At 59.1% G+C, this 18,296-nt stretch carries 14 protein-coding genes; 7 read left to right on the top strand and 7 right to left on the bottom strand.

The features are described 5' to 3' along the window. Positions 1–71: 71 nt before the first annotated feature. Positions 72–959, top strand: coding sequence for an AraC family transcriptional regulator (locus tag ACWKXX_RS01345; protein WP_045344569.1), 888 nt, complete (start codon positions 72–74; stop codon positions 957–959). Between the two features lie 169 nt (positions 960–1,128). On the opposite strand, the gene ACWKXX_RS01340 is transcribed toward ACWKXX_RS01345, so the two are convergent. Beyond that, positions 1,129–2,019: an oxidoreductase gene (locus ACWKXX_RS01340; protein ID WP_126290932.1), complete on the bottom strand. Its 891-nt coding sequence runs from the start codon at positions 2,017–2,019 to the stop codon at positions 1,129–1,131. A gap of 105 nt (positions 2,020–2,124) precedes the next feature. On the opposite strand from ACWKXX_RS01340, the gene ACWKXX_RS01335 reads away from it, so the two are divergent. Beyond that, positions 2,125–3,246 (top strand): YbdK family carboxylate-amine ligase, encoded by a 1,122-nt coding sequence (locus tag ACWKXX_RS01335; protein WP_015571201.1) that lies wholly within the window; start codon positions 2,125–2,127, stop codon positions 3,244–3,246. Here the strand turns inward: ACWKXX_RS01335 and ACWKXX_RS01330 are convergent. The 3 genes from ACWKXX_RS01330 to ACWKXX_RS01320 all read right to left on the bottom strand — a co-directional run bounded on the left by ACWKXX_RS01330 (position 3,176) and on the right by ACWKXX_RS01320 (position 10,220). Further along, on the bottom strand, positions 3,176–6,331 hold the full coding sequence (locus ACWKXX_RS01330; protein WP_261666393.1) for an efflux RND transporter permease subunit: 3,156 nt from the start codon (positions 6,329–6,331) through the stop codon (positions 3,176–3,178). The genes ACWKXX_RS01335 and ACWKXX_RS01330 overlap by 71 nt on opposite strands. Positions 6,332–6,340: 9 nt before the next feature. Beyond that, a complete protein-coding gene (locus ACWKXX_RS01325) occupies positions 6,341–7,405 on the bottom strand; it encodes an efflux RND transporter periplasmic adaptor subunit (RefSeq protein ID WP_017694366.1) in 1,065 nt (354 codons plus the stop codon). A gap of 106 nt (positions 7,406–7,511) precedes the next feature. Continuing rightward, entirely contained in the window at positions 7,512–10,220 is a 2,709-nt protein-coding gene (locus ACWKXX_RS01320; protein WP_454540757.1) for a cation-transporting P-type ATPase, read from the bottom strand. Between the two features lie 488 nt (positions 10,221–10,708). On the opposite strand from ACWKXX_RS01320, the gene ACWKXX_RS01315 reads away from it, so the two are divergent. Beyond that, the gene (locus ACWKXX_RS01315) at positions 10,709–10,957 is read left to right on the top strand and encodes a DUF1158 domain-containing protein (protein ID WP_003858875.1); all 249 of its coding nucleotides are present in this window, start codon (positions 10,709–10,711) and stop codon (positions 10,955–10,957) included. Here ACWKXX_RS01315 and ACWKXX_RS01310 read toward each other — a convergent pair. Further along, positions 10,943–12,511 (bottom strand): alpha/beta hydrolase-fold protein, encoded by a 1,569-nt coding sequence (locus ACWKXX_RS01310; protein WP_261666394.1) that lies wholly within the window; start codon positions 12,509–12,511, stop codon positions 10,943–10,945. The two genes, ACWKXX_RS01315 and ACWKXX_RS01310, sit on opposite strands and share 15 nt — an antisense overlap. Before the next feature lie 123 nt (positions 12,512–12,634). On the opposite strand from ACWKXX_RS01310, the gene ACWKXX_RS01305 reads away from it, so the two are divergent. Beyond that, positions 12,635–14,779, top strand: a complete 2,145-nt coding sequence (locus tag ACWKXX_RS01305; protein WP_261666395.1) for a TonB-dependent siderophore receptor — start codon at positions 12,635–12,637, stop codon at positions 14,777–14,779. Positions 14,780–14,885: 106 nt separating this feature from the next. On the opposite strand, the gene ACWKXX_RS01300 is transcribed toward ACWKXX_RS01305, so the two are convergent. Next, positions 14,886–15,227 carry a RamA family antibiotic efflux transcriptional regulator gene (locus tag ACWKXX_RS01300; RefSeq protein ID WP_003858880.1) on the bottom strand — a complete coding sequence of 114 codons (342 nt, stop codon included), beginning with the start codon at positions 15,225–15,227 and terminating at the stop codon, positions 14,886–14,888. Between the two features lie 32 nt (positions 15,228–15,259). Further along, the gene (locus tag ACWKXX_RS01295; protein WP_149604001.1) at positions 15,260–16,363 is read right to left on the bottom strand and encodes a RomA family MBL fold metallo-hydrolase; all 1,104 of its coding nucleotides are present in this window, start codon (positions 16,361–16,363) and stop codon (positions 15,260–15,262) included. 191 nt (positions 16,364–16,554) lie between these two features. On the opposite strand from ACWKXX_RS01295, the gene ACWKXX_RS01290 reads away from it, so the two are divergent. From ACWKXX_RS01290 to nfsB, 3 genes are all read left to right on the top strand, one after another. Further along, positions 16,555–17,145, top strand: a complete 591-nt coding sequence (locus ACWKXX_RS01290; RefSeq protein ID WP_003858882.1) for a TetR/AcrR family transcriptional regulator — start codon at positions 16,555–16,557, stop codon at positions 17,143–17,145. Next, entirely contained in the window at positions 17,135–17,503 is a 369-nt protein-coding gene (locus ACWKXX_RS01285; protein WP_063136474.1) for an MmcQ/YjbR family DNA-binding protein, read from the top strand. The genes ACWKXX_RS01290 and ACWKXX_RS01285 overlap by 11 nt, the downstream gene beginning before the upstream one ends. A 120-nt stretch (positions 17,504–17,623) precedes the next feature. Further along, on the top strand, positions 17,624–18,277 hold the full coding sequence (gene nfsB, locus ACWKXX_RS01280) for an oxygen-insensitive NAD(P)H nitroreductase (RefSeq protein WP_003858884.1): 654 nt from the start codon (positions 17,624–17,626) through the stop codon (positions 18,275–18,277). The last annotated feature ends 19 nt before the right edge of the window (positions 18,278–18,296 follow it).

Here is an 18,296-nt window from a genome sequence, read left to right as displayed (position 1 = left end):
AATCCTCTCTGACATTTGCCTAATCCTGCTTTAATCTTGTTGCCTGTCCCGTGCCGTGTTATTTTACGAAGATGCAAAAACAATTAACTGAACTGCGACTGCTGGCTTCCGGAGCCGGAAACAAGGCCACAGAAACCGGTATACCGCGTGTCGCAATGGTGCAGGGAGAAATTCCTGAACACAGACTTTCAGCGGTATATGAACCGATGATTAACCTGATCCTGACTGGCTCCAAGAGCATGACGGTTGGGAATAAAACCTGGCAGTATGACCCTGCCACCTACTTTGTGATGTCGGTTGATTTGCCCGCCGTGGGTAAGGTCTGTGCAGATGAGAAAACCGGCGCGCCGTATCTTGCTGTGAGCCTGACGCCGAAGCCGGAAATTATTGCTGAACTGCTGGATGACATGCCGGCTGTTGACAAGATGCATCTTTACCATGCGGGATTTTCTGTGGCTCCGGTTACGTCTGAATTGCTGGATGCATGGCTGAGGATGCTGCGATTAATCAACAAGCCTGAGGAGATATCTGCTCTGGCACCGGCCTATGAGCGTGAAATTTTATTCCGGGTGTTGCAGGGGCCGCTTGGCTGGATGCTGCGTAATATCGCCACGCCGGAATCGCATCTTTCCCGGATTTATAGGGTAATTAACTGGTTGAAGCTCAACTACATGCAGGCCGTGCGGGTGGAAGAATTGGCAGCGATGGCCGCGCTGAGCGTTTCGGCATTTCATCGTCATTTTCAGGCTATAACGGCGCTCAGCCCCATGCAGTATCAGAAACGGGTGCGGCTCATGCAGGCACGGCTGAGATTAGCCACTACCGGTGATAGCATTACTGCCATAGCGCATTCTGTTGGTTATCAAAGTCATACTCAGTTCAGTCGCGAATATGCGCGCCATTTTGGTCTTTCTCCCTCATCAGATTTGAAAAATATTTTGTTAACCAAGAACGCATAAGCTGTGAGTTATGTCCGCTTATGGCACAGAGCGGACATTCATATTCATCTCTCTTCCTCTCTATCGGCCCGCCGCCACTCTCAGGTATGAATGCGTTTATCACCTTGTTTAGAAAAGCGATGGGCAGCACGGCCGCCCATTACTATGCCGAACGGAAAAACAGCGGCCGTTAGCCCGGCCCCTCGCTCCCCGCCGCCAGCAGCGGCACCACCACATCGCTGACGGGCACCGCAATCCCGTGCCTGCGGCCATAGCGCTGGATCACACCGTTGCGGATGTCCCACTCCATCGGGCGATCCGCCTGACGGTCGGCAAGGATCGACGTGCCTAAATCCACTGGCGCACGCTGGAAATTCGCCAGGATCTCCTCAGCCACCGCATCGTCCAGCTTCGCCCCTTCGGCGCGGGCGACGGTAAGCCCCTCGCGCAGGTAGGCCAGCGCCAGCTCGCTGATATCCTCGCGCCTGAACATCCCGGCGCGGCGATTGGCCAGCACCATCAGCCCGGCGACCGCGTTTTGCAGCAGCTTGCGCCAGGCGACGGTAGTGAAATCTGTCGAGAGCTCAACGTCACAGCGCGTGCCGCGAAGCGCCTCCACCACCCGCTGCGCCTGCGGCACGTCCGGCAGCGTAAGGCGCGGTTTGGCGCGCAGCCAGACGGAGGCATCCGGCTCGCGCTGGGCAGGGAACCAGACCACCGAGGGCAGCACCGTTGCGCCATTGACCAAAGGCGCAAGCTGGGCTTTCTGCTCCACGCCGTTTTGCAGCGCGCAGACCACGGTGTTTTCATCGCACAGAGCGCGCAGCCACCCGGCGCTGTCGGCATTTTGCGTCGTTTTGACCGCCAAAAAAACGAGGTCAACGGGGCGCGTAATGACGCTGGGATCGGTGAGTACCGGACCGGGCACCACAATTTCACCCTCATCATGACGCAGGCGCAGTTCCGGATGCGCGGTGCGCCCACACAGCAGCGGCGTGCGGCCCGCTTCATGCAGCACCGCGGCGATGGTGGTCCCTATCGCACCGGGTCCTGTCAGCGCAATGGTTGGATAGTCAGACATGGATCACTCCCCTTTTGCTAAGCCTGCTATCAGTTATACCACCCTGAGACGAGCGCGCCACGCCCATTGTCTATACTCAACTCATAACAGACAACGGAGTGCGCCATGCCTTTACCCGACTTCAAATCCTCTGAACCTTATACCCTCGGCATTGAGCTCGAACTCCAGGTGGTTAACCCGCCGGGTTACGATCTGAGCCAGGACTCCTCTGCCCTCATCGCCGCCGTCAAAGACGACATCAAAGGGGGGGAAGTCAAACACGACATCACCGAAAGCATGCTCGAAATCGCCACCGGCGTGTGCCAGACCATCGACCAGGCAGCGGCGCAGTTTTCAGTGATGCAGCAGAGCATCCTGCGCGCGGCGGAAGATCAGCATATCCAGATCTGCGGCGGTGGGACGCATCCGTTCCAGAAATGGCAGCGGCAGGAAGTGTGCGACGACGAGCGCTATAACGTCACGCTGGAGCGCTTTGGCTATCTGATTTTGCAGGCGACGGTGTTCGGCCAGCACGTACACGTCGGCTGTCGGACCGGGGACGACGCCATTTACCTGCTGCACGGCCTGTCGCGCTTTGTGCCGCACTTTATCGCCCTGGCCGCCGCATCACCGTATATGCAGGGCACGGACACGAAGTTCGCCTCATCGCGTCTCAACATCTTCTCGGGCTTCCCGGATAACGGTCAGATGCCGTGGGTCAACAGCTGGCAGGAGTTCGAGGGGCTGTTCCGCCGCCTGAGCTCCACCAGCATGATCGACAGCATTAAGGATCTGCACTGGGACATCCGCCCCAGCCCGCACTTCGGCACCGTCGAGGTGCGGGTGATGGATACGCCGCTGACGCTCAGCCACGCCATTAACATCGCCGGGCTTATTCAGGCGACGTCGCACTGGCTGCTGACCGCGCGGCCGTATAAGCATCAGGAACGGGATTTTTTGCTGTATCGCTTTAACCGTTTTCAGGCCTGTCGCTACGGGCTGGAAGGCATTCTGACGGACGTACATACCGGCGAGCACAAAACCGTGGCGGAAGATATCGCCTGGCTGCTCGAGCAGGTTGCGCCGTCGGCCGAGAAGCTCGGCGCGACAAGCGCAATCAATGAGATTGCCCTGCTGTTAAAGCAGGGCAAGAGCGAGGCGCAGCGCATGCGGGACTTTATCGCCGATGGCGGCTCGCTGATTTCTCTGGTGCAGAAGCACTGTGAGCTGTGGGCGACGAGTCCGTAAGGCCGTGGCCCCACTCGCGCAGGTGCTGGAACAGCACGAACAGCGCCGGGATGAACACTATCCCCACCACGGTCGCCACCAGCATGCCGCTGAACACCGTAGTGCCGATGATGCGGCGGCTCTGGGCACCCGCCCCGGTCGCCAGCATCATCGGCAGGACGCCGATAATGAACGACACGGCGGTCATCATTACCGCGCGGAAGCGGCGCGATGCCCCCTCCCGTGCGGCATCGACAATCGCCATTCCATCCATGCGCCGGGCGCGGGCAAACTCCACGATAAGAATTGCGTTCTTGGCGGCGAGGGCTATCAGTAGCACCAGACCTATCTGCACATACACGTCGTTGGCGTAGCCCGCCAGCCACAGCCAGACCAGCGCCCCGCCGATGGCGAACAGCACCGAGAGCATCACGCTCGCCGGCAGCGTCCAGCTCTCATACTGGGCGACGAGAAACAGCCACGCCATCACCACCGCCGCCAGCACAATCCATATCGCCTGATTGCCGGTCTGCTGCTCCTGATACGACATGCCGCTCCAGGCGTAGTCGTACCCGGCTGGCAGGTTTTCCGCCAGAATCTCGCCCATCGCCGCCATTGCGGTGCTGCTGCTCACCCCTTCCGCTGCCGAGCCGCTCACCGATACCGACGGGAACTGGTTGTACTGCTGAATAAATGGCGCGCCGACGGTCGGCGTGATGGTGATGAGGTTGCTCAGACGCACCCGCTCGCCGCTGTTGCTGCGCACGAACAGCTCGCTGATTTGCTCCGCGCGCTCGCGCCACTGCATCTCGTTCTGCATCACTACGTGGTAGACGCGGTTGTTGACGCTGAAATCCCCGGCGCGCGTGCCGCCAAAGGCGGTTTGCAGGCTGCTGAAGATGCGTGACACCGGCACGTCGAGGCGGGCCGCGCGCTCGCGGTCAACGGTGAGCGTCATCTGCGGCACGTTGCTGCTCCAGGTGGTGAACACGCGGCTCAGCTGCGGGTTCTGGTTGGCTTTCGCCAGCACCTCACGCGTCACGCGCTCCAGCTCCGCCGGACTTTGCCCCGCCTGCGCCTGAATGCGCAGGTCGAAGCCGGAGGCGTTGCCCAGCCCCGGCAGCGTCGGCGGCGCAAAGGTCATGATGGTGGCTTCCGGCAGGGCCAGCAGCTGGCGCTGAAGGATGCCCATCACCTCATCCAGCGGCGGACGCTCGCTCCAGTCTTTGAGCATGATGGAGATAAACCCGCCGTTCGATGCGCTGGTGCCGTTGAGGATGTTAAACCCGGAGACCTGAATCACGTCTTCTACCGCCGGGTTGTTAGCGATCAGCTCGCGCGCGGTGGTCATCACCGCTTCGGTGCGCTCCAGCGAGGCTGCCTCCGGCAGCTGGACGCTGGCGAAGAAGTAGCCCTGATCCTCCTGCGGCAGGAAGCCCTTTGGCATCGACATAAAGCTGAATACCACCACCGCCGCCGCGCCTGCGGTGGCCAGCAGCGCCAGCCACGGGCGCAGGTTTAAAACGTTCACGATGCGGGTGTAGAAACCGCGCGTGGCGTCCAGCCCGTGGTTAAAGGCGCGATAGAGTGCCGCAGGTTTCTCCGGTCGCGGGCGCAGCAACAGCGCGCACAGGGCGGGCGTAAGAGTCAACGCCACCAGGCTTGAGAGCGTGACGGCAGTCGAGAGCGTCACCGCGAACTGGCGGTACAGCTCGCCGACAATCCCCGGCAGGAGCGCCACCGGCACAAACACCGCCAGCAGCACCAGCGTGGTGGCAATCACTGGCCCGGCGATCTGGCGCAGCGCCAGCGCGGTCGCCGCCGTACGGCTCTGCCCTTCCGCCATCAGCGTTTCGACGCTCTCCACCACCACGATGGCGTCATCCACCACCATGGTCAGCGCCAGAATGATAGCGAACAGGCTCAGCGTATTGGCGGAGTAGCCGAGCGTATAGAGCACCGCGAAGGTGCCCACCAGCGACACCGGAATGGCAAGGGCAACAATCAGCGTCGCGCGCCAGCTTTGCAGGAACAGGGACACCACGACCACCACCGCCAGCATCGTCAGCGCCAGCGAGACGCCAATCTCTTTGATGGTGGCGGCCACAAACGAGGTGGTGTCGAATTTGACTTCATAGACCAGATCGTCCGGGAAGCGCGTGGATAACCGTTCCAGCTCCGCGCGCACCGCATCGGCCACGCGCAGGGCGTTAGCGGACGGCGTCGGGTAGATGCCGAGGTAGGCGGAGTCGTGCCCGTTCAGCTGCGCGCCAGAGCTGTAGCTGCGCGAGCCAAGCTCGATGGTGGCGACGTCCTTCAGGCGCACCAGCTGACCCATCTCCCCGGCGCGGATAATGATGTTGGCAAAGTCATCGGCCTGATTTAAGCGCCCCAGCCCGTTAATGGTCAGGGTCTGCTGCTGGCCGTTAAACACCGGCGGCGTGCCGACCTGGCCTGCCGCCCCCTGCACGTTCTGCTCGCGCAGCGCCTGCGCCACGTCATCGCTGGTCACGTTCAGGGCGTTCATGCGGTCCGGACGCAGCCAGATGCGCATGCTGTAGTCCCGTGCGCCAAACATCTGTACCTGCCCGACGCCCGGCAGACGCGACAGCGCCTCGCGCACCTGGGTGCTGGCGTAGTTGCTGACGAACAGCGGCGTGTGGGTGTTGTTCGGTGAGTAAAGGCTTACCCCCATCATCAGGTTGGTGGCGCGCTTGCGCACCTGCACGCCGTTTTGCTGTGCCTCGGTCGGCAGTTGCGCCACGGCCTGCGCCACGCGGTTCTGCACGTCGATGGCGGCGAGATCCGGGTCGGTGCCTGCCGCAAAGGTAATGTTCAGGCTATAGCTACCCTCGTCCGAACTGGTGGACTCCATATAGAGCATATGATCCACCCCGTTCAGCTGGGTTTCCAGCGGCGTGGCGATGGCCTCCGCCACGTCAGCCGAGCTGGCGCCCGGCCATGACGCTGACACATTCACGACCGGCGGGGTGATCTGCGGGTACTGCTCCACCGGAATAATCCTCAGCGCGATGGCCCCCAGCAGGGTGATGACCAGCGCTATCACCATCGCAAAGCGCGGGCGTTTGATGAAAAACGTCAGCATGATGGCTCCTTAATTCAGTATCTGGACGGCAACGCCTGGCTGCACGCGCTGCGCACCGTCAGTAATCGCTCGCTCACCGGGCTTCAGGCCGGAGGCAATCTGGAACTGCTGGCCGATCTGTCCGGCGACCTTCAGCGGACGCATTTCGGCTTTATCCTCGGCGTTAACCACCCATGCGAAGAACCCGTGGCCATTCTGCTGTACGGCAGCGGCGGGCAGAGTCAGCACTGGTTGCTCACTTGACGGACGCAGGTAGACGTTCACGTTGCCGCCGGGCAGCAGCTGATGGCGCGGGTTGGCGAACTCGGCGCGCAGCATCACGCTGGCGGTGCGCGGGTCGATGCGGTTGTCCACGGAGGTGAGTTCCCCGCTGATGCGCTGGCCGTTGCTGTCAATCAGCGCCTGCCAGGCCTGCTTCATGGCGCTGATATCCGCATGCTGTCCGGCTTTAGTGGCAAACGTGCCCTCTTCCAGCGCAAAGGCAATGCGGATGGGATCGAGCTGCACCACCTCCACCAGCACACCGCTGGCAGGATTCACCAGGCTGCCGACGTGAAAGTTGCTGTGCCCCACGCGCCCGTCAATCGGTGAGGTAATGCGCGTGTAGTTGAGGGTGACGCTGCGGGTGTCGAGACGGGCTTTCGCCTGCTCCAGCGCGGCGCTCGCTACGTCGCGCTGCATGCGGGCGTTGTCCACGTCGTGGCGGCTGATGGCGTTGCTGCTGCCCAGGCTTTCGAAGCGTGACAGCTGCTGCTGCGCCTGACGCAGCGTGGCTTCGGCGCTTCTCACTTCGGCCTGCGCCAGACGCAGGGCGGCGCGCGGCTCGGCGTCGTCCAGTTCGAACAACACGTCGCCTTTTTTCACGTACTGCCCGTCGCGGAAGTGGATTCTGGTGATGACGCCTTCCGTGCGGGCGCGCAGTTCAACGGTGTGGATAGCTTCAATGCGACCCGGGATCTGACGCTCGGCGGCGTGGGCGGTCTGCTCCACGGTGGCGACACGCACGGGAATGGCCGCGGCGAATGCGGGTGGCAGGGTGCAGGCGAGGAGCGCGAACAGGAGTGGGAATTTCATGGGAGTACCTCGGCGTTGTTTTCCCTCACCCCGGCCCTCTCCCACAGGGAGAGGGAGGTCAGAGTTCCCTCTCCCTGTGGGAGAGGGTTAGGGTGAGGGCAAAAGGTTATGCAGCCTTACGGAACCTGCGGGTCAGTCGCTTCTCGATTTCGACGACGAAGAACATCACGCCCGCCACCGCCAGCGTCACGAACCAGTAGCGCAGCGGCAGCGCTTCGGTGCCGAACAGCATCTGCATAAACGGCAGGTAGATAATCGCCGCCTGGAGCAGGAACAGTACGCCCGTTACCAGCCAGATCCCTTTGTTCGCCAGCAGGCCGTGGTTCAGGGAGAACCCGTCGGTGTTGCGGCAGTTAATCATGTATACCCACTGGGCGCAGACCAGCATCTGCAACAGCACGGTGCGGATGAACTCCGCGCTGTGGCCGCGCGGGGCCAGCCAGGCTTCCAGCGCAAAGGCGGCGATGGCAATCATGGTGCCGACGAAGGCCACGCGCCAGACGGCGTAGGCGTCCATCACGTGCTGCCCGGTCTGACGCGGCGGGCGGCGCATAATGTTGCGCTCGGCGGCCTCGAAGGCCAGGCCGAAGGAGAGCGTGGCGGAGGTCGCCATGTTCATCCACAGGATCAGCACTGGCGTCAGCGGAATGATGTTCCCCGCCAGCAGCGCAATCACAATCAATAGCCCCTGCGCCAGGTTGGTCGGCATGATGAACAGGATGGTCTTCTTCAGGTTGTCGTAAACGCGACGCCCCTCTTTTACCGCGCTGGCGATGGTGGCGAAGTTATCGTCCGTCAGGACCATGTCCGCCGCCTCTTTGGTCACTTCCGTGCCTTTGATGCCCATCGCGATACCCACGTCCGCCTGGCGCAGCGCCGGGGCATCGTTCACGCCGTCACCGGTCATGCCGACGATTTCGCCTTTGTCCTGCAACGCTTTCACCAGGCGCAGCTTATGCTCCGGGCTGGTACGGGCGAAGATGTCATACTTCACCGCCGCTTCCGCCAGCTCGGCGTCGTCCATCTTCTCCAGCTGGTAGCCGGTAACCGCCTGCTCGCTGTTGGTGATCCCCAGCATCTGGCCGATGCTCATCGCCGTCTGTGGGTGATCCCCGGTGATCATCTTCACGCGGATCCCCGCCTGCTGGCAGGCGTTAATCGCCTCAATCGCTTCCGGACGCGGCGGATCCATCATCCCGGCAATGCCGAGGAAGATCAGACCGTGGCTCAGGTCGTCGTGAGTTAATGCCTGCTCGCCGTTCGCTGGCTTGAACGCCGCGGCGACCATGCGCAGCCCCTGACGCGCATAGCGCTCCATCTCCGTTTCCCAGTACGCGCGGTCAAAGGCTTGCGCACCGTTGCGGGTCTCCTGCTGCTCACACAGGGCGAAAATCACGTCCGGCGCGCCGGTAATCAAAATCTGCTCCTCACTGCCAATCTGGTAGTGGGTGCTCATGTACTTGTACTGAGAGTCGAACGGGATCTTGTTAACCAGCGTGGTCACGACCGGCTCGAGGTGGGCCTTGGCCGCCAGCACCTTCAGCGCGCCCTCGGTTGGCCCGCCGGTGATGCCCCACAGGCCACGCTCGTCCTGAATCAGCTGGCTGTCGTTACACAGGTCGATGGTGCGCAGATACTGCTCCAGCACGGTGCCCGGCTGGATCTGCACCGGCTCGTCGCTGCCTTCGAGGTAGATGTTGCCCACCGGCTCGTAGCTGTTGCCGTCCACGCGATAGCAGGTGTCGGCGGTGATGATGGCTTTCACCGTCATCTCGTTCATGGTCAGGGTGCCGGTTTTATCCGAGCAGACCACGGTCATCGCGCCCAGGGTTTCAACCGTCGGCAGCTTGCGGATGATGGCCCGCTTGCGCGCCATCGCCTGTACGCCCAGCGAGAGGATGATGGAGATAATCGCTGGCAGACCTTCCGGTACGGAGGCTACCGCCAGGCTAATCAGGGAGAGCAGCAGCTCGCCCATCGGGATCTCGCGGAACACCAGGCTGAAGACAAACAGCGCGGCCATCATCGCCAGAATGATGGCGAAGATCGCTTTACCCAGCTTGTCCATCTGCACCAGCAGCGGGGTGCGGTGTTTTTCAATGCCCGCCATCATCTGGTTGATGTGGCCGAGTTCGGTCTCCTGGCCCGTGGCAATGACCACGCCAACGCCGCCGCCCGCGCTTACCGTCGTACCGGAAAAGACCAGGTTCGTGCGGTCGCCCAGCGGTAATTCGCCGTTCAGCGGGTTCGTGTGTTTATCCACCACGGTGGATTCACCGGTCAGAATTGCCTCTTCCACGCGTAAATTATGCGCTTCGATTAAGCGCATATCCGCCGGTATACGATCTCCTGCGCGCAACACAATAATATCGCCCGGGACGATTTCCGTCGTCGGGATAGTTTCATGGTTGCCGTTACGAATAACGCGCGCCTCGCTGGAGAGCATATTGCGAATACTCTTCAGGGATTTTTCCGCGTTACTTTCCTGAATGTGGCCAATTAAGGCATTGATTACCGCCACGCCCAGAATAACCAGCGTATCAACCCAGTGTCCCATTACTGCCGTTAATACGGCGGCTGCCAGCAGGACGTAAATCAGGACATCGTTAAAATGCGCGAGAAAACGCAGCCAGCCCGGCTTGCCTTTTTTCTCCGGCAGCGCGTTCGGGCCATGCTTCTGTAAACGCGCCTGCGCCTCGGCACGGTCCAGGCCATTAGCCTGGCTCTGCGCCTGAGCAAGCACCTGCTCTACGGTCTGCTGGTACGCCTGCCCGCCTGCGGGTGGCATATTCTGCGAGAAATTTTTTTTGGTCATGGTATTTTTCCTTCAATATCCGGTGGACGGAAGCCGGAATTCCTTTCTGGCTTTAAATAATTCATTTTTAAGTCTTGCGGGTTAAATTGATCTACCGCAATATATTGACTACCCGGTTATTCAAAACTGATTAAAATTATTTCGACGCGTTGATTTTTACAAAATATTTCTAAACCAACACTAAACGAGGAGGAAGCATGTTTGGTATTTATCGCGGACGGCGTCTGGCGTTATACATTGTCGCAGCCATTGTTATTGCGACGTTAATTGGATATAGCACCTATAGCTTTGTAAAATTATTTTCGTGAGAAAGACGTTTATTTACATAACGCGATATTAATTTAATCGCCCCGAAAATATTATCTATTTTCTGTTATTAATTCGCAGAATAACGGTGGCCTTTTACCCAATTTTGCCAGCGGGGATGATATTGCTTTACGTTTCAGGATGCCGGACAATGACATTTTTAACTGACGATTAACATTACGATGAAACACCCGTTAGAATCGCTGCTCACCGCAGGGGGCATTTTGCTGATGGCCCTGCTCTCCTGCCTGCTGTTACCCGCGCCGTCGCTGGGTCTGGTGCTGGCGCAGAAGCTGGTTCAGACCTTTCATATGGTCGATCTGAATCAGCTGTACACCATTCTGTTCTGTCTGTGGTTTTTGGTGCTCGGCGCCATCGAATTCTTTATCCTGCGTTTCATCTGGCGCCGCTGGTTTTCACTGGCGTCGTAAGCCAGTGAGATCGCGCATCCCGTGGATCAGCGCTTCACACCAGGCCGCGTAGTCGTGGCCGCTGGATGAGGGGTGGAAGCTGACGCGGTAGCCTTTATTCCTCAGCACCTGTTCAAAATCCTGCGTGGTGCGATAGATGCCGCCGCCCGGTCCCGTGGTTTCAAACTTCCCGGCCTGTAACCAGAAGCGCACCGGATACGGTGGAGACTGTTGGTACTGACGCGTCAGCCAGCCGGGAGCGTCACCTTCTGGTGCCCACCAGTAAGAACCGGAAAGGCTCAGCACGTTGCCAAACAGGCGCGGATAGCGCAGCGCCACCCATGAAGAGGCAATTCCCCCGTAGCTTGATCCTGCCAGTACGGTTTTCTGCCGCTGCATGCCGATGCCCTTCCCCCGCAGCCACGGCAGCAGCTCGTGCGCCATAAAGTCAGCAAAATCCGGGTTCGGCGGCAGCTCGTTGCCGCGACGGGCGTGATCGAGGCTGTCGATAAACACCACGTTAATCGGAGGCAGGTGATGTCGGGCAATCAGACCGTCCAGCACGTTGGCAAAATGGTATTCGTCCTGATAAACCTGTCCGTCGAAAAGGATGAGCGTCCAGCGTGCAAGCTGTGCGCCGCGCGGTTGGTAGATCATCACGTCGCGGGCATTGCCGAGGATGTTGCTGCTCAGCCTCTGGCGGCTCAACGTCCCGTGTAACAGCGGCTGTGCCGTAGCCCGAACGGAGCAGTAGCGCGCCGGGCTGAGATCGAGCAGAGAATAGCGATTCCAGCGATCGGTCTTCTGCTCCCCAAAGCTATTCGGGTTAAGCGGATCGGCCTGCGCGCTTACCAGGATGGCGCGGCGTTGATCGCGGGCAGAGCCTTCAACGATCGGCACATCGGGGGCGAGCTTGTACTGCATCACCGTATCAGCGGGGACCACGTAGCTGCGGAACCAGACGTCGCTGTTGCCCAGGCGGAACAGCGGATCGTGATCCCCCGCCGGCGAGCCGAGAATGAAGACGTTATCCCGCGCGCCGCGCCACAGAAAGGTCACGCGCTTATGGCTCGCATCTACCGGCTCCACCATCGGCGTTCCCTGTCGACGCTGCGCCTGCCAGAACGCCTCGGTACTTCCACCGGCAGAAATGACGTTTGCCAGCGCCTTCAGCGTCGGGCTTTCTGGCGCCAGCATCTGCACGCGTGGTAACGGAGAGGTCTCTTTCATCCGCCACTGAAAACGCCACGGCTTGCCAGCTTCGCCGTGTAGCACCAGCGAGGTGTTCTGTTTCACCGGCAGGGCAAACAGCAGCGTGTGTTCCCCGTCCGCAGGACCGTTTTCGATCAGCGTGCGGATGCGACGGTTTTGCCCATCCAGCAGGCGCGCATCCGTCACGCCATGCAGCGTGGCGGAAACGTAATTTTCATCCAGCTCGGGCAGGGAAAAGCAGACTTCGGCGCTGGCATCAAACTTTCCCTGAACATCGCCCTGCCGGGACGACTGCTCGCACGTTGCCGCCACGGCGGGCAGCGCGCCGATCCCCAACAGCAACCCACTCCATACCCTCTTCATTACCGCTTGTTCCCCAACGAAATTTGTTAACAACGCTAATGCAAATGGTAATAATTTGCAATATCATCAACGGCGTTTTACCGGTGTTTTTATGGCGATAGCAACCAAGGACGTTCAATAAAAATGTTTAAAAATAATAAGATAATACAGCTCTGGCTGCTGAGTCTGGCGACGACCAGCGTCGCGGCTCAGGCAGAAACGAAAGAAGAAACGATTACAGTGACGCAGGGCGTGAGTGAAGAGCCCACTGCGCCCGTAAAAGGCATTGTGGCGACGAAAACGCTCTCCGCCACCAAGACCAGCGCGGAGATCGTGAAGACGCCGCAGTCGGTATCAGTGATCACCCGCGATCAGATGAACATGCAGGACGTCACCTCCGTTTCGCAGGCGCTGCGCTACTCGGCGGGCGTGTTTACCGAGTACCGGGGCTCGTCTAACCGTAACGACGAGGTGTTTGTGCGCGGCTTTAGCTACGTGCCGAAATTCCTCGACGGCTTAAGCTTTGGCGCAACGGCTTCCTCACAGACGGGCACAGTTGACCCGTGGCTGCTGGAGCGCGTGGAGCTGGTGCGCGGCCCGGCGTCGGTGCTGTTTGGACAGGTGAATCCGGGCGGATTAATCAGCATGACCAGCAAGCGCCCGACGGCGGAGGCCATTCACAACGTGCAGTTCCGCACCGGCAATAACGATCTCGCCGAAGGTGCGTTTGATTTCGGCGGCAAGCTGAGCGACGACGGCCGCGTGCTGTATCGCGTGAACGGTATCGCCCGTACGCAGCATAATCAGGTGGACGATTATAAAGAGACGCGGATGGCGATTGCCCCGGCGATCACCTGGTACCCGAACGATCAGACCCGCTTTACGCTGCTGACCAGCTACCAGAAAGATCCGGATGCCGGATACCGCAACTTCCTGCCCGCGTATGGCACGGTGAAAAGTGCCGACGGGAAGTACATCCCGCGCGACTTTAACGTCAGCGATCCGAATTACAATCAATCCTGGCGCGAGCAGACGATGATTGGCTACGAGCTGGAACACCAGTTCGCCGACAACCTCACCTTCCGCCAGAACGCCCGTTACGCCACCATCAAGCAGAAATATCGTTATCTGGTTTACGCCAACAGCGCGGCCAACAGCACGGTGTTGACCCGTCGCGCCCAGCGTGAAGAGCGCACGACCAACGAATTTGGCCTTGATAACCAGCTGGAATATCTGCTGGAGACCGGAAGCGTCAACCACACCCTGCTCGGCGGGTTTGATTACAAGACCAGTAAGGATAAACAGCTGCTGGCGCGCGGGAGCGGCTCACAGTATGACCTCGACTGGACAAACCCGGTTTACGGCGTGAACGTGGATGAAAGTACCTTCAAAACGGCCACCGACGAGCAGCAAAATCTCGACCAGATGGGCCTGTATCTTCAGGATCAGATGAGCTGGAACAACTGGGAGTGGCTGGTTTCCGGGCGCTACGACTGGAGCGAAGTGCGTACCAACGACTTCACCGATAACAGCTTTACGCAGCAGAACGACAACAAATTTACCTGGCGCACTGGCCTGCTGTACGCGTTTGATTCTGGCCTGTCGCCGTACATCAGCTACAGCACCTCGTTTGAACCGAACCTGCAAACCAACCGTGCGCCGGGCGTTGCGCCATTCAGGCCTACTACCGGGGAGCAGACCGAGATTGGCATGAAATATCAGCCGGTCGACACCACGCTGATGACCCTGGCGCTGTACGATTTGACTCAGGACAACGTCGCGACCTATAACAGCGCTGAAGGCTGGTTCGAAAATGCGGGCAAGGTGCGTTCGAAAGGCGCTGAAGCGGAAATCCACGCCACGCTGATGGATAACATCAACCTGATTGGCTCCTACACTTACACCGATGCAAAAACCGAAAGCACCACGGTGGCGGGAACTGAAGGCAAAACGCCTGCGCGCATTCCAGCGCATATGGCATCGGCGTTCGCCAGCTATACCGTTCCGGGCGGAGCGCTGAAGAGCCTGACCGCTGGCGTGGGGATGCGCTACATCGGCACCAGCTACGGCGATGCGAAGAACACCTTCAAGGTGCCATCGGTGGATCTGTATGACGCGATGCTGCGCTACGATCTGGGCGAGATGAACCGCAGCCTGAAAGGGGCAAGCGTGCAGTTCAACGTCAATAACGTGGCAGACACGAAGTATGTGGCGTCATGCGCAAGCGATACGGCGTGCTTCTACGGGATTGGCCGGACGGTGACGGCGACGGTGAATTACAGCTGGTAAGCATGGTGCTGTCTGATCCCCTCACCCCGGCCCTCTCCCCAAAGGGGCGAGGGTGTAATCGTCCCCTCTCCCCTTTGGGGAGAGGGTTAGGGTGAGGGGATGTTTTTCAGTGCGCCCGACCGTGGTTTTCTTTGCGATACGCCCCGGGCGGCTGGTTGAAGGTGCGGGTAAAGATGCGGGTAAACGTCTGCTGCGAGTCAAACCCGTAGCGCAGGCAGATATCGTACACGCGCTCGTCTGACTCACGCAGATCGCGCGCCGCCATCAGCAGCTTGCGTTCGCGGATGTAGCGCCCCAGACTTTCGCCTTTGTACTGCATAAACAGCCGCTGTAGATGCCATTTTGAGTAACCCGCATGGCGGGCAATCTCTTCGATGCGTAACGGCTGGTGTAGATTGTCATCAATCCATTCGACAATCGTATCAATGACCTGAGCGGAAATCGTCATACTGCTCTCCCCCTCTGCTTCTCGCTTAAACATTATTCCCACCACTCGCGAAATTGTTGCGTGGTATCACTCACCCGCACGGGCTCGCCCAGCTCCGGCGTCAGCAGCCGGTAGTTTTTATCCTTACTGGCTTTCGCCAGCTGGATCAGTGGATCGTTCCAGGTATGTTTCGCCAGCACAAAACGCCCGTTATGTCCCGGTACGACCGCTTTGGCATTGAGATCTGCCGAGGCCTGCGCCGTTTCTACCGGGTGCATATGGATGTACTTCCAGTCCTGGTCGTACTGGCCGTTTTCCATGATGGCTAAGTCAACTCCGCCAAACTGCTCGCCAATCGCTTTGAAGTGCGGGCCGTAACCGGAGTCTCCGCTGTAGTAGACCTTTCGCTCTGGGGTGACAAACATAAAGCTGCCCCACAGGGTCTGGTTACGCTTAATGCCGCGCCCGGAAAAATGGCGCGCCGGCAGAACGTGTACCGTCAGCGCATCGCTGATATGCACCGACTGGTTCCAGTCCCGCTCGTCGATAATCTCAGGGTTCATCCCCCAGTAGCGCAGATGCGACCCCACGCCCAGCGGGGTGACCACGCGCTTAACCTTCGGCAGCAGCGCCTTGATGGTGGCGTAATCCAGATGGTCATAGTGATCGTGGGAGATAATCAGCAGGTCGATCTCCGGCATGCTCTCCGCACGCCACGGGTACTCCCCCGCAAACGCTTTATTGAGGAAGGAGAACGGTGCGGCGTAGCTACTCAGAACCGGATCGATCAGGATGCGTTTCCCCGCCAGCTGCATATACCAGGAGGAGTGGCCGAGCCACACCAGCGTGTCCTGTTCAGGCGACAGGCTCGCCAGATCGGTTTTCACCAGCGGCAGCGGCTGCGCAGGACGGGCGTTTTCGGTTTTACGGGTAAGGAACTGCCACCACGCCACCAGCATATTTTGTTGCCCGGTAAAGCCCGGCGTAGGGAGCGTGTTATGGAATTGCCCGTCGCGATAGTGCGGAGAGGCTTCCACTTCAGAGAGCTGCGCACCCTGCGGTGGCTGGCCAAATCCGGCATTCAGTACAAACGGTAAACTGGCAGCTGAAGCAATAATCATGACTAACACCACGCAGATGAATAGAGGCTTTTTCATTTCCTGACCCGCCTACGCGCCCCATCCGATGGTTTGCGCGGGTGACACTTGATTATGAGTGAGTAAGCACTCATTATAGATAGGATGATTACGCCGTCAAGAAGGTTTTCGTTCTTTGACATTCCGCGTTGCAGCGTATCAAGGCTCGTGTTTCAATCAGGGCTTTTACAATTGACGGGAGGAAAAATTTAGTGGCACGTCCGAAGAGTGAAGATAAAAAACAGGCCTTACTGGAAGCAGCAACGGCTGCGTTTGCGCAGTCAGGTATTGCCGCCTCAACGGCGTTAATTGCCCGTAATGCGGGCGTCGCTGAAGGGACACTGTTTCGCTACTTTGCTACCAAAGACGATCTGCTGAATGCCCTCTACCTGCATCTGAAGCAGGATCTCTGCCAGACCATGCTGGCGAATCTCGATCGCACCATCACCGAGCCAAAAGAGCATACCCGCAATATCTGGAACAGCTATGTAGACTGGGGTATTCGTAACCCCCTGGCGCATGCGGCTATCCGCCAGATTGGCGTCAGTGAAAAGCTGAACGCCGAAACCGAGCAGGCGGTGAAAGACATGTTCCCGGAACTGCATGAACTGTGTCGTCGTTCGATCCGCCCGGTGTTTATGTCTGACGAGTTTAAGACCTTCGGTGATGCAATGTTCTTATCGCTGGCTGAAACCACCATGGAGTTTGCCGCGCGCGATCCGTCCCGAGCCGTCGATTTTAAAGCGCTGGGCTTTGAAGCCATGTGGCGCGGGCTTGCTGAGGAAGATAACCATGGACAGTAAATCCTTGCAGGAACATGCCAGACGCGTCGCGCTGGAGATGCCTTTTACCGAACATTGCTGGCCGTTTGGCCCGGAGTATGACGTGTTTAAGGTGGGCGGGAAAATTTTTATGCTGATGGCGACCGCACACGGTCGGGCCCACGTCAGCCTGAAATCCGATCCGGAAAAATCGCTGCTCAATCAGCAGATCTACCGTGGCGTGGAGCCCGGTTACCATCTGAATAAAAAACACTGGATCTCACTTTATGGCACGGACGACATCACGCCTGAACTGGTCAGCGACCTGATTACGGATTCGTGGAATCTGGTCGTTGATAAACTGCCGAAAAAAGATCAGAAGTGGATTCGGCCAGCCTGATTGTTCGTCTGAGACGAACAGAATAAGCGCTCGAATCGCACTTATCTTTTCCCGCTTCGCGCGGTAATCTGCTTTCCTTTCACGCCCGCCCGCGGGCGAATTTCATCACCAGGAGTTGTTATGGATATTATTTCTGTCGCCCTGAAACGCCACTCTACCAAGGCGTTCGACCCAGCCAAAAAACTGACCGCAGAAGAAGCGGAAAAAATCAAAACGCTGCTGCAATACAGCCCGTCCAGCACCAACTCCCAGCCGTGGCACTTTATTGTTGCCAGCACTGAAGAGGGTAAAGCGCGCGTGGCAAAATCCGCGGCGGGCACCTATGTGTTTAACGAACGCAAAATGCTGGACGCCTCTCACGTGGTGGTGTTCTGCGCGAAAACCGCGATGGACGATGCCTGGCTTGAGCGCGTTGTCGATCAGGAAGAGGCTGACGGCCGTTTCGCCACGCCAGAAGCAAAAGCCGCGAACCACAAAGGCCGCTGCTATTTTGCCGACATGCACCGCGTGGATCTGAAAGATGACGACCAGTGGATGGCGAAGCAGGTTTACCTGAACGTCGGCAACTTCCTGCTGGGCGTGGCCGCGATGGGCCTGGATGCGGTACCCATCGAAGGGTTTGACGCCGCGATCCTCGACGAAGAGTTTGGCCTGAAAGAGAAAGGCTTCACCAGCCTGGTGGTGGTCCCGGTCGGGCATCACAGCGTGGAAGATTTCAACGCCACGCTGCCGAAATCTCGCCTGCCGCTGAGCACGATTGTGACTGAATGCTAAGCGCTTCTGGCACGCCGGC

Source organism: Enterobacter sp. UPMP2061 (assembly GCF_053709615.1).
The sequence above is the reverse complement of the archived record's forward strand: the minus strand, read 5'-3'. Positions and strand labels throughout refer to the sequence as shown.

What these genes read in the sequence shown, in the direction of transcription:
- ACWKXX_RS01345 (WP_045344569.1), top strand. Translation starts at nt 72, where the DNA reads ATGCAAAAACAATTAACTGAACTGCGACTGCTGGCTTCCGGAGCCGGA.
- ACWKXX_RS01340 (WP_126290932.1), bottom strand. Translation starts at nt 2,019, where the DNA reads ATGTCTGACTATCCAACCATTGCGCTGACAGGACCCGGTGCGATAGGG.
- ACWKXX_RS01335 (WP_015571201.1), top strand. Translation starts at nt 2,125, where the DNA reads ATGCCTTTACCCGACTTCAAATCCTCTGAACCTTATACCCTCGGCATT.
- ACWKXX_RS01330 (WP_261666393.1), bottom strand. Translation starts at nt 6,331, where the DNA reads ATGCTGACGTTTTTCATCAAACGCCCGCGCTTTGCGATGGTGATAGCG.
- ACWKXX_RS01325 (WP_017694366.1), bottom strand. Translation starts at nt 7,405, where the DNA reads ATGAAATTCCCACTCCTGTTCGCGCTCCTCGCCTGCACCCTGCCACCC.
- ACWKXX_RS01320 (WP_454540757.1), bottom strand. Translation starts at nt 10,220, where the DNA reads ATGACCAAAAAAAATTTCTCGCAGAATATGCCACCCGCAGGCGGGCAG.
- ACWKXX_RS01315 (WP_003858875.1), top strand. Translation starts at nt 10,709, where the DNA reads ATGAAACACCCGTTAGAATCGCTGCTCACCGCAGGGGGCATTTTGCTG.
- ACWKXX_RS01310 (WP_261666394.1), bottom strand. Translation starts at nt 12,511, where the DNA reads ATGAAGAGGGTATGGAGTGGGTTGCTGTTGGGGATCGGCGCGCTGCCC.
- ACWKXX_RS01305 (WP_261666395.1), top strand. Translation starts at nt 12,635, where the DNA reads ATGTTTAAAAATAATAAGATAATACAGCTCTGGCTGCTGAGTCTGGCG.
- ACWKXX_RS01300 (WP_003858880.1), bottom strand. Translation starts at nt 15,227, where the DNA reads ATGACGATTTCCGCTCAGGTCATTGATACGATTGTCGAATGGATTGAT.
- ACWKXX_RS01295 (WP_149604001.1), bottom strand. Translation starts at nt 16,363, where the DNA reads ATGAAAAAGCCTCTATTCATCTGCGTGGTGTTAGTCATGATTATTGCT.
- ACWKXX_RS01285 (WP_063136474.1), top strand. Translation starts at nt 17,135, where the DNA reads ATGGACAGTAAATCCTTGCAGGAACATGCCAGACGCGTCGCGCTGGAG.
- nfsB (WP_003858884.1), top strand. Translation starts at nt 17,624, where the DNA reads ATGGATATTATTTCTGTCGCCCTGAAACGCCACTCTACCAAGGCGTTC.